The organism is Bariatricus massiliensis, from assembly GCF_900086725.1.
Lineage (GTDB): Bacteria > Bacillota > Clostridia > Lachnospirales > Lachnospiraceae > Allocoprococcus > Allocoprococcus massiliensis.
In genome coordinates this window covers 300,427-314,638 of sequence record NZ_LT574837.1, presented here as the reverse complement: position 1 = coordinate 314,638, position 14,212 = coordinate 300,427, and the positions used below count along the sequence as shown (strand labels likewise).

Genomic DNA, 14,212 nt, shown 5'->3' with positions numbered 1-14,212 from the left:
ATCTGTAAATCAGAAAGGAACTGGGCAGAGATTCTCTGCCCGGTTCTCAATTTAGACCTTTATGTTGATATGAAATCAAAATAAAAAAAGTTTTGGAGGACGAATATTATGACTTAAAAACGTAAATAATAATAAATGAAAACTCTATTTTGAGTTAAGTTGACAAATCAAAATAACAGAGGTATAATAAGAGTGTTATTTTGACTTGGAGGTGTCTTTTATGGGAAGAGCGGGAGAATATGTCAAGAATTTAAGCGGAGAGGCAGAATACAAATCTTTTTGTCCAGCACCACTTCCGCCGTTATTGGAGATGGATGCGGATATGATTACTGCTTTAATTGGGGCGACAAAAGCACTGGCTACACTGGACACTCTTTCTGCTAACATTCCCAATATGAGCCTTTTTATCTCCATGTATGTGCGTAAGGAAGCGTTATTGTCCTCCCAGATCGAGGGCACACAGGCTACACTGGAGGATGTGCTGGATCCACTCGTTGAACAGAATGCAAACCAGAATGTGTCGGATGTCATCAATTATATCAAGGCTACTGAATTTGCACTGAATCGGTTAGAAACTCTGCCGCTTTGTAATCGGCTGATTAAAGAGACCCATGCTGTTTTGATGGAGGGAGTCAGAGGCCAGGAAAAGAGTCCGGGCGAATTCCGGATCTCTCAGAACTGGATCGGAGCTGCAGGAAGCACGCTGAAAAATGCGAGATATATTCCGCCGCGCCCAGAAGACATGCAAAAAGCAATGTCGGATTTGGAAAAGTACATCCATTCGGATGATACGCTGGATATCCTAATCCAAGCGGCTCTTCTTCATTATCAGTTTGAAACGATCCATCCGTTTTTAGATGGAAACGGCCGTGTAGGGAGACTTCTAATTACTTTGTTTTTAATTGAGAAAAAAGCCCTGAAAACACCAGCTCTGTATATTTCCTATTTTCTGAAGAAAAACCGTATCGAATATTATGACCGTATGAGTGAAGTCAGAAACAAGGATAATTATGAGCAGTGGGTCAGGTTTTTCCTGCAGGCAGTGAAAGAATCTGCTGAGGATGCAACGGAGGCAATCCATAAGCTCTCCGCTCTGCATGACCGTAACGAGGCGGTTGTTAAGCAGATGGGGCGTGCAGCGCAGACAGCAGAAAAACTGTTTTCCTATCTGGAGCAAAACCCGATTATTGATATTAGGAAGACAGCGGATGAATTAGGACTCTCTTTTAGCACAGTATCCGCAGCAGTGGGCAGGTTTGTGAAAGAGGGAATCTTAATGCAGACCAACAACGCAAGCAGAAACAGGGTATTTGCTTATCAGGAATATCTGGATATTTTACGAAAAGACACTTAAAAATTCATATGATTATTATGGGCTGTCCTTAAAGGGGCAGCCTTTTTTAGGAGGAAATGACCATGAAAGTAAATTTGTTAAAAGGAATTCTGACAGTCCTTTCTCTCATCTGTATCCTCTGCATTCCGGCCACACCGATCTATGCGGAGCCGCAGGGAACGGATGGAACGGAAATGCAGGTCATAGAACCTGAGAAACTGGAAATTCAGCTCGGTGCAGACTGGGCTGGAGTAGAATTTCAGCTGAAAACGGATTCCGGGATGTACCCTGGAACCATAGCAGTTGGCGAAGACGGTGTCCTGAGAATGGAACTGGGTGGCAGCAATGCCTATGTGCTGACCTGTATGAATTCCTCTGTATCTGCTCCACAAGCAACGCAAGTCCCTGCCACAACAGAGGAGATGCAAAATGAGAGCAGTGAGAACCAGAAAAGCAATGGTTCAAATAGCGGGCAAGATTCAAAGGGCACAGTTGCAGGCATCCCGGTACTTCATCTTGTACTATTTGCAGGCGGCATGGTTTTGGCTGTCGGCAGTTTAGTCGTCATGCAGGTGATGAAAAAACGCAGAGAAAGCGATGTTGAGTACGAGGATGAATATGAAGAGGATTAGTCTCAGACTGATTTCGGAACACACGAGAAACCCTTATAGGAATAATTTATATAAAAACTTAAAATAAATATTCCTATAAGGCTTGACATGCGGATTTTAATTTGCTATACTATAACCGTGGCAGGGACTTGCGTTCAGGCTCTCGGTACGTTTGTGGTATAGCGTCAGACCTGATTCAGGGGAATCAGGGAACCGTTACGGATTCTGCGCATTGAGCGGATCCACAACAACGCAAGTCATTTGAATATTAAAGCCGGAAGGCTGCTTAAATACTTACAGAGTCAATTTGCTGGATGAGACATTGAAATTCCAGTGCTTTGGCTCTGTATGCTTTTTTGCAGACCTTCCGGCTTTTTCTTTTATCCAAACGGAGGTTAAGACGATGAAAAAACAAAAAAAGAAAAGAAAGGGATTTCAGGCAGGTTCGATGCGTTGCCCTTATTGTGGCAGTCCGGTTATTTATCGGAGTGCGGATGGGATTTATCATGATAACAGTAAAAAAACAATGCTCTATGTATGCAGCCGTTATCCGGAATGTGACGCTTATGTACGAGTCCATGCTGGAACCAATATCCCAGTGGGAAGCCTGGCCAATCATGAACTTCGCACCCTCAGGCGGACAGCACATCATTATTTTGACCAGCTGCACCAGTCTGGGATGATGAGCAAACAGGATGCTTATCAGTGGCTGGCAGACTTAATTTGTGCTCCTTTATCGGAAGCACATATTGGCCATCTGGGGGAATATTACTGCAAACAGGTTATTGAAGAGAGCCGCAGGCTCATGGAGCGCCGTAAATCCGGAAAGAACAGATACCGATTTCGAGCATTAGAAGGGGGCGTGGCAGCCTCATGATATTGACAGGAAAAGAACAGGAAAAGGTTGCAAAGAATATCGGTCTGATACATAAAGTGATTCAGGATAAGCTACAGCCCCCTTATCAGGTGGGTATGTATTCCTACGAAGATCTTTTTCAGATTGGAAGCATTGGCCTATGCAAAGCTGCTGCAACTGACAAGGGCGGCACGTTTTCCACCTATGCCTATCGGCTGATCTGGCATGAGATCTGTGATGCCATGGTTTATGCTACCCGAAGACAGGCGAAGGAGATTCTCTCCGATGTGACCCCATATATTGCAGCAGAACAGGAAACTCCGGAGGAACTATCGGATTTTCGTATGGACATCAATTGTATACTCGAACAGGCAAAGGCCGAGGCGCCGCCTTCCACCAGTAAAGGCATAGACGCCATCTGCATGATGTCAAAAGGTTATACAAGCAGTGAAATTGGAGTAAAAATGAATGCTTCAGCAAAATTGGTTTGTGCTTGGGTATCCAAAGCACGGAAGTTCCTGAAGAGCCGGCCGGAGTTTGTACAGCTTGCAGATGCCTATCATCTGGAAGGGTGACGGGCAGATCATATGGGATGCGGATAGCCTTGATTGGTTTTCAGCATCCCGCTTTTTTTATTTTGGAGGCAAATTATGAGTAGACTGAAGAAGAGCACATGGAAATGGATAATTCCGTTTCTCATTATGATCATTACATTGATTTTATTTAGGATGATATTTTTGTTGGGTTATGTACCTACGGAGTCTATGGAACCGACATTGAAAAAAGACAGTTATATTGTTGGAGTCCGGATTTATTCCAAACTTGAAACAGGTGATATTATTATTTTTCATCATGACGGGAAGCTGCTGATCAAGCGGATTGCAGCGGTAAAAAATGAACAAATAGAGCACAATGGAATCAGTGTGGCAGTACCGGAGAACTGTTATTATGTTCTTGGAGACAATGCAGGGCATTCACTGGACTCCAGATACTGGGAAGAACCTTTTGTGAGGGAAGAGGATATTGTGGCGAAACTGATTTGGCCATAAATTTTTTATCATATTTCAGGCTGTAACAGACATTATGGAAAAGAATGTATTTGAATTAGGGAGGGAGTGGCTCTGACAGGGTAAAAAAGTATGAATATAGAATGTTCTGAGGATGGATTTAGGAACACAGAGGAGATAATAAGAAAAAAGCAGCCAATCCGTGTGACCACTTTACTTCTTGCTGTTCAGTTCTTTCATAATGCCGAGGATATATGCCATTAATTTGGGATCCAGTTTCTTTGCTTCTGCAATAAATTCCTGCAGGGTCTCTGGATAAAGATTTTCTTCATCAAAGAATTCCTTTGGTGTTACGCCAAGATATTCACAGATATAGAAGAAGGACTGCATGGCAGGAAGTGATTTTTTGTTTTCAATGTTATTGATGTAGTTGTTTGCCTGCCCCAACGATAATGACATGTCGCGTGCAGATACACCCTTTTGTAATCTCAGTTTTGCCAGCCGTTCCGGAACGAATTCTTCGTACATCAGACCCACCTCCTATTCTGTAATAGATTGTACCTCATACATTGCTTCTATTCGCAAATAGGAAAAGGGTATTTGCATTGACTTGAAAAAATAAACCTATTATAATGATAATAGATACAAAATTAAATCTATTAAACGGAGGAACCTAATGGAAGAAAAGACCTGTTGTGTCACAGGACACAGAGATATACCGGATGAACAGATAGACGCGGTAAAATATGCTTTGCGGCGTGAAATTGTAAAGGCGGTTTCGGATGGTTATACCGGATTTATGACCGGATTTGCCAATGGTGCGGATCAATACTTTGCGGAAATTGTAGTGATTCTGCAAAAGGATTTCCCTGAGCTACGGTTGATTGCGGTGCTTCCATACTGGAAACGGATGGACAGTCTGTGCCAGAAGGAACATACAAACGCCCTTCTGGATGCCTGTGCAGAGGTTATCGTAATTCAGGATGAATACAGGCCCAATGTCTATGCCAAACGCAACCGTTACATGGTGGAACATTCAGACCGTGTAATTGCAGTGTATGACGGTCGGGAAAAAGGCGGTACAGTTAAGACGATTCGTTTTGCGCACCAATTTCGGAAAGAACTGCGGGAAATACCCGTAGGGTTAAACTTGGACAAAAGCAGGATAAATCTTGGACAAAACCGGAAATGAAAAAGTGGAGGTACAGGCTGCTCTATGGTATAATAAATATTCAACCGTGAAGACCAGTGTCAATTCGGTTGGATTTGAATAAATAATCAATCAACTTATATGAAAATGGGAAACCACAGTTTGAAAGGAGTATTTGCATGAAACACGTATGTATGCTTATATCTGTGGCTGATATTAACGCCGCAAGAAAATTTTATGAGGATCTGTTTGGATTAGAGGTGTTCCAGGATTATGGCAGAAACATTGCTTTTACCTGCGGCCTGGCACTGCAGCAGGATTTTGACTGGCTTGTGAATCTGCCGAAAGAAAAGATATTAAAGAAATCTAACAATGCGGAAATCGTCTTTGAGGAACAGGACTTTGACGGTTTTCTAAACAAGCTGAAAGAATACCCGGACATCGAATATCTGGGAGAAGTGATCGAACATAGCTGGGGCCAGCGGGTGATCCGGTTTTACGATTTGGGTGGCCATATCATTGAGGTCGGCGAGGATATGAAAATGGTGATAAAGCGTTTTCTTGCTTCCGGCATGACCATGGAAGAAGTTTCTGTGAAAATGGATGCTTCCGTGGAGGATTTGACAAAACTTCTAAATAGCTAATATATGATGGACGAATAAACAAATCAGAAGTGGAGATGAAGAATAATGAAAAAGATCATGACTATTTTTAGTGTCATGTTACTTATCATATCACTGTCTGCTTGTTCACCAGATTTCAATGGAAGCAGAACAGGGAATGACAATCAACTAATTATGGAATATACAGCGTTTAATACTACTGATTCTCAAGATTTAGTTGTTGAAGCTGGAGACACCATTCATGTGGGAATTGTAATTGAGGACGGTCATTTATCATATAAAATTCAGAAAAATGATGATGAACCTATCGCTGAAAGTGAAAGCATCTTCTTTTCGGAAGAATTTGATGTTGAAGTAAAAGAAAGTGGAACATATACAGTAACTGTAACAGGAGAAAAGGCAAAAGGGAGTGTAAAAATCACGGTAGGTGAATAAATAAATCGGAATCAAAAGAAAACCGAACCGAAAATGACAAATTTCCGTTTATCGGGAAGTTACAGAGAACAAAAAATCGGAATTTGAAGGGAGTATGCAGGCTATGGATAACTGGTTTACATTAGATAGAGTAGATGATAATACTTATATTATCAGTGAATATCGACATTGGGAAGAAACGCATTGCTATTTATTAAATGGAAGCGAGCGAAGCCTACTTATTGACACAGGACTCGGCATTTCAAACATATACGATGAAGTTATAAAATTCACAAATAAGCCTATTACGGCAGTTGCAACACACATTCATTGGGACCACATTGGAGGTCACAAATATTTTCCTAATTTCTACGCTCACGCTGCTGAATTAGATTGGCTAAACGGTAAATTTCCCCTGTCGATGGAAACAATTCGGGAGATGGTAGTTGATCGCTGTGATTTACCAGACGGATTTGATGTCGGTTCTTATGAGTTCTTCCAGGGAACGCCGACAAGGATTGTAGCCGACCATGATATGATTGATCTTGGTGGACGGCAGATTGAGGTACTGCACACCCCTGGACACTCGCCAGGACACCTGTGTTTCTGGGAAAAAGATACAGGATATCTTTTTACTGGCGATTTGGTATATAAAGATGTATTATTTGCCTACTATCCATCCACTGATCCGGAGGCATATCTCACCTCGTTGAAAAAGGTTGCGTCTTTGCCTGTTAAAAGAGTGTTCCCCGCTCATCATTCCTTGGATGTCCAGTCGGAAATCTTATGTCGTATGCGGGACACACTAGAGCAGCTAAAGACTGCCGGGAAACTGCACCATGGAAGCGGCAAGTTTGACTATGGTGATTGGGGGATATGGCTATAACTTCCAATTTGCGCCACAGCCCTGGCAGACCATCGCGCAGAGATTTTATTCAATTAAAATTTGTGGAGGACAACTATTGTGGATAAAGCAGTTATTTATATACATGGAAAAGGTGGAAATGCTGAAGAAGCTATTCATTACAAACCGCTCTTTAGTGATTGTGATGTGATTGGTCTTGACTATAGTGCACAGTTTCCATGGGAAGCAAAAGAAGAATTTCCATTACTTTTTAGTTCGATTTGTAAAAACTACAGGTCAGTTGAAATAATCGCCAATAGCATTGGAGCATATTTTGCTATCAATGCCTTATCAAATCAGCAGATTGAAAAAGCATATTTTATTTCGCCCGTTGTAGATATGGAAAGGCTCATTGCTGATATGATGATTTGGGCAAATGTTACAGAAGATGAACTCAAAGAGAAAAAAGAAATTCAGACAACCTTTGGAGAGACCCTTTCATGGGATTATCTTTGCTATGTAAGAGAAAATCCTGTTACATGGGAAATCCCAACGCATATTTTGTATGGTGAAAAAGATAATCTTACCGCTTATGGAACGATATTTGAATTTGCACAGAGAACTAATTCAACACTTTCTATCATGAAAAATGGAGAGCATTGGTTTCATACTGAAGAACAAATGAAATTTCTTGATGAGTGGATAAACGAATCTGCCAAATAAATACCTTCCCGTTTTTCGGGAAGGTACAGAGAGTGAAAAATCGGGATTTTTTGGAGGTAAAATAAAGATGAGCGAAATTATATTTTTAAGATGCGATGGAAATAACAAAGATTTTATAGAAAATTGCAGGTTGCTTGATGAGGACTTAGATTTGCGAGTTGGAAAAATAATTAAACGAGATAAGTACGCTCAATATAACTTAATTGATAAAATAAACGAAGCGATAGTTGTTTATCGAGGCAATAATCCGATTGGTGGTGGTTCGATACGTTCTTATGATGAAAATACAGTAGAGCTAAAAAGAGTGTTTGTCATACCAGATGAACAAGGAAAGGGCATAGGAACAGAGCTGGTTTCTAAACTAATAGAGTGGGCGAAAGAACTGGGATATAGGAAAATGATTTTGGAAACAGGAGAACTTTTAGCGGAATCCTGTCATGTATATTCAAAGTTAGGATTTAAGCAAATTCCTAATTATGGTGCGTATGTAGATATGCCGGAATCTCTTTGTATGGGAAAAGAATTGTAAATTGACACAGAGAAATTCCAGTTTGCTGAGTTCTTTCAACCCTTTTTTCTAACGATGTTTTGTAACCAAGTAGTTGAAGCCAATGGAGGAAATGTATATGGATATTCAGAAAATTATCAGTTTAGTAACAAAGACGCAGGAGTTCATAAAGAACCGTGAAATGGCCGCTCATGTAAAAGAGAAAGGTCTTGCAGACTACGTAACGCAGGTAGATATTGCAGTGCAAAATTTCTTAAAGAAGGAGCTGTTTGCCCTTGCGCCGGATATTCAATTTCTCGGAGAAGAAACTGGATTGCAGGAAATAAAAGCGGATAGCTTTTGGATTTTAGACCCGGTTGACGGGACTACCAACCTTATGCACGATTATCAGCATAGCGTTGTATCTTTAGCCCTTTGCCGCCAGGGGGAAATTGTTATGGGGATCGTGTATGATCCCTTCCATGAAGAAGTGTTTTCAGCGGTTAAAGGAAAAGGCAGCTTCCTAAATGGACAGCCCATACATGTATCAAACGCAGAAAAACTATCCGACACGATGATTGGACTTGGAACAGCAAAAAGAGAGCTGGCCGATGAAAACTTTGCCCGGTTTCGCAGAGTGTTCGGCCAGTGCCAGGATGTCCGCAGGATTGGCTCTGCTGCCTTGGAACTGGCCTATACCGCCTGCGGCAGACAGGGAGGCTATTTCGAGATATATCTGAATCCCTGGGATTATGCTGCCGGTATGCTGTTGATTCAGGAGGCTGGAGGCCGGGTAACTGATTTTACGGGGAAACCGCTTGATCCGAGGAAAGGCAGCAGCGTTGTGGGAACAAACGGATATATCCATACAGAACTGCTAAAGTTAATATAAAGGGTAAGAAATCAGTATTCGGAGAAAAGTATATGAAAACATTTATAGGGTATAAGGCTTTAGGAGGTACATAAGCATGAGAAATATGATTGCATACTGTGGGCTGGATTGTGGAAAATGCGACGCATATCTTGCAACAATCAATGACGATCAGGCGTTGCGTGAGAAAACTGCAAAACGGTGGGCAGAGTTAAATCATGCTCCCATTTTGCCTGAACATATCAATTGTGAAGGATGTCGTGTTGATGGAATTAAAACTGTATTCTGCGATAGTCTTTGCGGAATTCGTCAGTGTGCATTGAAAAAAGATGTGACGACATGCGGTGACTGTCCGGATATGGAAAAATGTCAGACTGTTGGAGAGATTATCTCACATTCTCCCGAAGCTTTGGAAAACCTGAAAGGATAAACAGGACAATCTGACAACTTTCGTTTTATTGAGGATATCACAAATGAATTTAACTTTTAGAAATGCAGAACGGAAAGATACTTTGTTGATCCTGCAGTTTATCAAAGAACTTGCAGATTACGAAAAAATGCTGAACGAAGTTGTGGCTGTCGAGGCCACACTTGAAACATGGATTTGCTGAAGATAAAGACGGGTGGGATGAAATGATACAATATGCAAAATCACTTGGTGTTCCAGACGAACAGTTAGATTTTTTGCCAGAAGATTTTACGCAGAGACGATAATGAAAAAGTAGACCTAGAGGAGTACAGGCACATCATTCTTTTGTAGATGGTCTGCATATTGGGCAGTTTGTGGAACAATTGCAAAGGTTCTTGAATGAGTGGTTAATTAGAATTTGTGAGGATGTGAATATGCTTAAACTGGAGAAGATAAATGGGAAAAATGTATGGGATATTTTGAAACTTTGTGTATCTGAAAAGCAGAAAAATTTTGTGGCAAGCAATGACATCAGTATTATCGAAGCCTATACCGCCATAACTGGAAATGGATATGTTTTCCCTTTTGGAATATATGAGGATGATACGCCGATTGGTTTTTTGATGATTGGTTTTGATACAGACGATTACTGGGATGATGCACCGATAATAGCAAAAGGCAATTATAATCTCTGGCGATTGATGATAGATAAAATTTATCAGAATAAGGGGTATGGGAAGGAAGCAGTCAGGCTTGCATTGGAATTCATAAAAACATTTCCGTGTGGTAAAGCGGAATACTGCTGGTTGTCATATGAACCTGAGAACGAAATTGCCAGTCAATTATACCGTTCGTTTGGATTTGTTGAAACTGGAGAAATGTACGAAGAAGAGCTGATTGCTATTCTGAAATTGTAAAGACAATTTTTGCTTTATCAGAGAGTAGCACCACAAAAAAACAAATTCGGGCTTAAAAAGAGGAAAATTTATGTTTGAGGACGGTCGAAGCAAAAAAGTTATTTTTATAGCGCATTGTATATTAAATCAAAATTCAATATCTGATGGAACAGCCGTTTTTCCAGCAGCTTTTAAGGATGTAATAAAAATTCTTCTTGATGCTGATATTGGTATTGTCCAAATGCCATGTCCTGAACTTTGCTGTTTAGGGCTTAATAGAGGAAACAACGATGGGGCAGATGTTCCTGTCGTTATTGAAAATACCCGTATTCGTAAAGAAATGCAAAAAGCGGAATCTTACAAAATGCTAATGGTTCAAGTTGATTATGTGATGAAACAAATAATAGAATACAATGCCTACGGTTTCGAGATAATTGGTATTATTGGTGCAAATCGTTCGCCGAACTGCGGTGTGGAAACCACATCAGATTTTAACAAAGAGATAAGCGGTAAAGGTATATTTATGAGCGAACTTAGCAATCGAATAAAGGCGGAAAACTTGAATATTCCTATGTTAGGCATCAAAGATACTGATAATGTATTTGATCAAGTAAAGTCTTTCATTAAGTCAAACTTGGTCAAGGAGTAGCAGAAAAATAAATAAGAAATATTGAGAGATTGTGGTATGAAAATTGAGTATAAAGACACCCATATTTTTACAGAGAAAGAACTGCAAAGACTGTTTTTGTCCGTGGGATGGGAGTCCGGAAATTACCCCGATAAACTCGTTCGGGCGATGCAAAATTCTTCGCATGTAATTTCAGCATGGGATGATAACAAACTGATTGGACTGGTACGGGCACTTGATGATGGCGAAACAGTTGCATTTCTACATTATCTTCTGGTAGACCCTGCATATCAGGGGCATCATATTGGCGATGAATTGATGAAGATGATTATGAGTTGCTTTGAAAACCTCCTTTATGTCAAAATTATGCCGTCCGATCCTAAGATGATTGCGTTTTATGAACGATATGGGTTTCAGCAATATGATAATTACTCAGCAATGGTACTGAAACATTTTCGATAACAATATAGCTTCCGGTTTATCTGGAATTTGATCAGAGTTAAAAAGTGTATTTTAAGAGGAGAATAATTCAATGAAAGAATTTAGTCAAGAAGCAGAACAGGTCATGATTGAGCGTTTCGGGAAAGATACAATTATATCATTAGCAACAACGGAAAATGCAACGCCTTATGTGCGATACGTCAATGCCTATTACGAAAATGGTGCATTTTATATCATTACCCATGCACTCTCAAATAAAATGAAGCATATAAAAGATAATCCTGTTGTTGCAGTCGCAGGTGAGTGGTTTACAGCGCATGGGAACGGCATCAGTCTGGGTTATTTCGGAAAAAAAGAGAATTGTGAGATTGCTGATAAGCTGAAAAAAGTCTTTGCTGAATGGATTGATAACGGCCATACTGATTTTAACGATGAAAACACCATCATTCTGCGTGTGGAATTAACAGATGGCCTGTTGCTCTCGCATGGTACAAGATATGAGTTTTAAAATTCTCTAATTTCCTACTGTGTTAGGTCAAGCATTATTAAAGCTTATCCTAACCGTTTGCAGGTAGGCTGCTTAAGGAGGTTCTATGAAAGGATTTAACCGGCAAAATCAATTATTTTCCCTCTGCGGTTTGAATTGCGGGCTTTGCCCCATGTTTTTGAATAAAAACTGCCCTGGCTGTGGCGGCGGTGAAGGAAATCAGTCGTGTAAAATTGCAAGGTGCAGCATAGAGCACAACGGCGCCCAATACTGTTTCCAATGCAGTGAATACCCTTGCGAAAAATATGATCATATTGACGATTTTGATTCCTTTATAACACATCGAAATCGAAAATCCGATATGGAAAAGGCCAAACGCCTTGGAATAGACGCTTATAATGCAGAGCAGGCGGAGAAGGCCAACATTCTGGAGGTTTTATTATCGAATTATAATGATGGCCGCAAAAAGACACTCTTTTGCGTAGCCGTCAACCTGCTGGAACTGCAAGAACTGCAAACGGTACTTAAAGAAATTGACCGTAAACCTGATATGGAAACACTGACGCTCAAAGAAAAAAGCGCTTTTGTTGCTGGATTACTGCAGGATGCAGCGGCAACGAAAAATATTGACTTAAAGTTACACAAGAAAAAGAGATAATGTATTTGAAAAAGCGCCACATATTTTCAGTGGCGCTTTTTGTTTGTAAAAGAACGCAATGACAATGTAAGAAACTGCAAAGAAATGGGAGTAATACAAGCACCGGGTGCAGAAACTATGTGTAAAGAACCGGATCGATGGTGTGGTTCACCTTAGCCGGGTACGGTTGATTCCGAAAGGTGCGGATAAACTGGCAAACGGATGTAAAAAGAAATTTTTCAAATATTTCAAAAACTATTGACTTTGACGTTCCGTCATACCGTAGAATGAGGTTACAAAATATTGAAAGGAAGTACAAAATATGAGTATCCTAAAAGTACAGGCCGTTCGTTCTGACGGTATCTACAGAAAAATCATGGAAGCGCCAGTTTCTAAAAAGAATGATATTTATCGCTATGAAATGATGAAGCCTTTTGAAAAGAAATGGGCCTGCTACAATGTGCCAATGAAGGCTGCACAGCCGAATGGCTATGATGTTATTATGGCAAGTGGTATGTTAGGCTTTCTTCTGCCAGAAAAAATTGATGAAACATGGGCTCAAAGTATTACACTGTTAGACGATAACCAATTTTGGGATAACTGTCAAAAGTCTATCGAGCGGTCATTAAAGTGTTTTACTGATGCAGAAATTGAGTTGCCGATAAAAGAATATTTCTACACCGTTTTGCTGGCTGATCCAGAGAACCCTTATATGATAATGAATGATAATTACTGTGGAGATGGAGGTATTCCCGGCTACATTTTTACATGGCTTGTTCCATCTGAACACACTAAGAGCAGACTTCCCGTAGCTTTGGCACATGAAACAAATCATAATGTCCGTTTCCAGTTTATTAAATGGCACAATGACATTACTCTTGCTGAAATGATGATAAGTGAGGGACTTGCTGAAAACTTTGCTACTTACCTATATGGTGAGGAAAATGTAGGGCCGTGGGTAAGCAAGACAGATATGGAAACTTTGAACGGATATATCAAGCCTATCATTAGGGGAGGTCTTGATGTACAGGGCTTAGATAACCTGACAGCATATCTATATGGTGATGAAATGGCAAAAATGCAAAATTATTTTCCTGTTGGTTTACCCTATTGTGCCGGATATGCTTGTGGCTATCATATGATAAAATACTATCTGAAAAAAACAGGAAAATCTATCATTGATGCTACCATGACACCTGCTGATGAAATACTGAAAGAAGTGGAGGGATTTTGGGATGAATCCTAAAAAAATGATGATTCACGAGGTAGCAAAGCTGACCGGCATTACGATACGTGCTTTGCATTACTATGATGAAATCAGTCTGCTGGAACCTGCCAAAGCAGATAAGACAAAATATCGTTTATATTCTGAAAACGATTTAGAGAAGTTACAACAAATTCTATTTTACCGTGAAGTGGGGTTTTCACTAAAAGAGATCAAGGCATTATTATGCTGATGTATCTGGGCGAACTCTATCAAACAGATGAACGATTTGTCGAGTATATCAATAGATTTGCCACATGGAATGTTGCGGAATTTTTGGTGAAGCAATTAAAGTCTATTGCTGTAATAGCTAATAAACTATTATATCTGTCCAGCGGCAAAAAAGAAAAACGCTGTTGGGCAGCTCCTTTCCTACACTCATATTACATTTTGCTGGCGGCGGCTCTGTTTTCAAAGCCGTCGTTCAGCAGCCCTTATTCTATGTCTCTGTTTTATAAAGTGCATTTTCTTAATCAAAAAGCGCATTGCGTGAAAAGCCTGGCAAAAAATAAAATGATATAATTTGAACAT

Annotated in this window: 23 protein-coding genes; 22 read left to right on the top strand and 1 reads right to left on the bottom strand. The window is 40.3% G+C overall.

Annotated elements, in window-relative coordinates; all coding sequences use genetic code 11:
- Positions 1-220: 220 nt before the first annotated feature.
- The 5 genes from BN6465_RS07635 to lepB all read left to right on the top strand — a co-directional run bounded on the left by BN6465_RS07635 (position 221) and on the right by lepB (position 3,849).
- A complete protein-coding gene (locus tag BN6465_RS07635; RefSeq protein ID WP_025641455.1) occupies positions 221-1,354 on the top strand; it encodes a Fic family protein in 1,134 nt (377 codons plus the stop codon).
- 62 nt (positions 1,355-1,416) lie between these two features.
- The gene (locus BN6465_RS07630) at positions 1,417-1,965 is read left to right on the top strand and encodes a hypothetical protein (protein WP_049947338.1); all 549 of its coding nucleotides are present in this window, start codon (positions 1,417-1,419) and stop codon (positions 1,963-1,965) included.
- 382 nt (positions 1,966-2,347) lie between these two features.
- The gene (locus BN6465_RS07625) at positions 2,348-2,821 is read left to right on the top strand and encodes a DUF3268 family zinc-finger domain-containing protein (RefSeq protein WP_049947341.1); all 474 of its coding nucleotides are present in this window, start codon (positions 2,348-2,350) and stop codon (positions 2,819-2,821) included.
- A complete protein-coding gene (locus tag BN6465_RS07620) occupies positions 2,818-3,375 on the top strand; it encodes a sigma-70 family RNA polymerase sigma factor (RefSeq protein ID WP_025641461.1) in 558 nt (185 codons plus the stop codon). Before BN6465_RS07625 ends, BN6465_RS07620 begins: the two co-directional genes overlap by 4 nt.
- A gap of 75 nt (positions 3,376-3,450) precedes the next feature.
- Complete coding sequence (lepB, locus tag BN6465_RS07615) at positions 3,451-3,849, top strand: signal peptidase I (RefSeq protein ID WP_025641462.1); 399 nt, start codon at positions 3,451-3,453, stop codon at positions 3,847-3,849.
- A gap of 171 nt (positions 3,850-4,020) precedes the next feature.
- Here the strand turns inward: lepB and BN6465_RS07610 are convergent, their stop codons facing one another.
- Positions 4,021-4,335: a helix-turn-helix domain-containing protein gene (locus tag BN6465_RS07610; protein ID WP_025641464.1), complete on the bottom strand. Its 315-nt coding sequence runs from the start codon at positions 4,333-4,335 to the stop codon at positions 4,021-4,023.
- A 148-nt stretch (positions 4,336-4,483) separates the two neighbouring features.
- Between BN6465_RS07610 and BN6465_RS07605 the strand changes: the two genes are divergently transcribed.
- From BN6465_RS07605 to BN6465_RS07525, 17 genes are all read left to right on the top strand, one after another.
- Positions 4,484-4,999, top strand: coding sequence for an SLOG family protein (locus BN6465_RS07605; RefSeq protein ID WP_025641466.1), 516 nt, complete (start codon positions 4,484-4,486; stop codon positions 4,997-4,999).
- 137 nt (positions 5,000-5,136) lie between these two features.
- A complete protein-coding gene (locus tag BN6465_RS07600; protein ID WP_066733218.1) occupies positions 5,137-5,601 on the top strand; it encodes a VOC family protein in 465 nt (154 codons plus the stop codon).
- Between the two features lie 45 nt (positions 5,602-5,646).
- Positions 5,647-6,015: a hypothetical protein gene (locus BN6465_RS07595; RefSeq protein ID WP_025641470.1), complete on the top strand. Its 369-nt coding sequence runs from the start codon at positions 5,647-5,649 to the stop codon at positions 6,013-6,015.
- 103 nt (positions 6,016-6,118) lie between these two features.
- Entirely contained in the window at positions 6,119-6,880 is a 762-nt protein-coding gene (locus tag BN6465_RS07590; protein ID WP_025641472.1) for an MBL fold metallo-hydrolase, read from the top strand.
- A 78-nt stretch (positions 6,881-6,958) separates the two neighbouring features.
- The gene (locus BN6465_RS07585) at positions 6,959-7,561 is read left to right on the top strand and encodes an alpha/beta fold hydrolase (protein ID WP_025641474.1); all 603 of its coding nucleotides are present in this window, start codon (positions 6,959-6,961) and stop codon (positions 7,559-7,561) included.
- Positions 7,562-7,628: 67 nt separating this feature from the next.
- Positions 7,629-8,090, top strand: coding sequence for a GNAT family N-acetyltransferase (locus BN6465_RS07580; protein ID WP_044955026.1), 462 nt, complete (start codon positions 7,629-7,631; stop codon positions 8,088-8,090).
- Between the two features lie 97 nt (positions 8,091-8,187).
- Positions 8,188-8,940, top strand: coding sequence for an inositol monophosphatase family protein (locus BN6465_RS07575; protein WP_025641477.1), 753 nt, complete (start codon positions 8,188-8,190; stop codon positions 8,938-8,940).
- 76 nt (positions 8,941-9,016) lie between these two features.
- Positions 9,017-9,349, top strand: a complete 333-nt coding sequence (locus BN6465_RS07570) for a DUF3795 domain-containing protein (RefSeq protein WP_025641478.1) — start codon at positions 9,017-9,019, stop codon at positions 9,347-9,349.
- A gap of 43 nt (positions 9,350-9,392) precedes the next feature.
- Positions 9,393-9,530: a hypothetical protein gene (locus BN6465_RS07565; RefSeq protein ID WP_044955039.1), complete on the top strand. Its 138-nt coding sequence runs from the start codon at positions 9,393-9,395 to the stop codon at positions 9,528-9,530.
- A 232-nt stretch (positions 9,531-9,762) separates the two neighbouring features.
- Positions 9,763-10,245, top strand: a complete 483-nt coding sequence (locus tag BN6465_RS07560; RefSeq protein WP_025641480.1) for a GNAT family N-acetyltransferase — start codon at positions 9,763-9,765, stop codon at positions 10,243-10,245.
- A 70-nt stretch (positions 10,246-10,315) separates the two neighbouring features.
- Positions 10,316-10,873: a CD3072 family TudS-related putative desulfidase gene (locus tag BN6465_RS07555; RefSeq protein ID WP_029467334.1), complete on the top strand. Its 558-nt coding sequence runs from the start codon at positions 10,316-10,318 to the stop codon at positions 10,871-10,873.
- Positions 10,874-10,909: 36 nt separating this feature from the next.
- Positions 10,910-11,314, top strand: coding sequence for a GNAT family N-acetyltransferase (locus BN6465_RS07550; protein WP_025641483.1), 405 nt, complete (start codon positions 10,910-10,912; stop codon positions 11,312-11,314).
- A 70-nt stretch (positions 11,315-11,384) separates the two neighbouring features.
- Positions 11,385-11,801 (top strand): pyridoxamine 5'-phosphate oxidase family protein, encoded by a 417-nt coding sequence (locus BN6465_RS07545; protein WP_025641484.1) that lies wholly within the window; start codon positions 11,385-11,387, stop codon positions 11,799-11,801.
- An 85-nt stretch (positions 11,802-11,886) separates the two neighbouring features.
- Positions 11,887-12,438: a DUF3795 domain-containing protein gene (locus BN6465_RS07540; protein ID WP_066733216.1), complete on the top strand. Its 552-nt coding sequence runs from the start codon at positions 11,887-11,889 to the stop codon at positions 12,436-12,438.
- Positions 12,439-12,739: 301 nt separating this feature from the next.
- Positions 12,740-13,663 carry a DUF2268 domain-containing protein gene (locus BN6465_RS07535; protein WP_025641490.1) on the top strand — a complete coding sequence of 308 codons (924 nt, stop codon included), beginning with the start codon at positions 12,740-12,742 and terminating at the stop codon, positions 13,661-13,663.
- Positions 13,653-13,874: a MerR family transcriptional regulator gene (locus BN6465_RS07530; RefSeq protein ID WP_025641492.1), complete on the top strand. Its 222-nt coding sequence runs from the start codon at positions 13,653-13,655 to the stop codon at positions 13,872-13,874. Before BN6465_RS07535 ends, BN6465_RS07530 begins: the two co-directional genes overlap by 11 nt.
- Entirely contained in the window at positions 13,868-14,203 is a 336-nt protein-coding gene (locus BN6465_RS07525; RefSeq protein WP_029467290.1) for a TipAS antibiotic-recognition domain-containing protein, read from the top strand. The genes BN6465_RS07530 and BN6465_RS07525 overlap by 7 nt, the downstream gene beginning before the upstream one ends.
- Positions 14,204-14,212 lie beyond the last annotated feature (9 nt).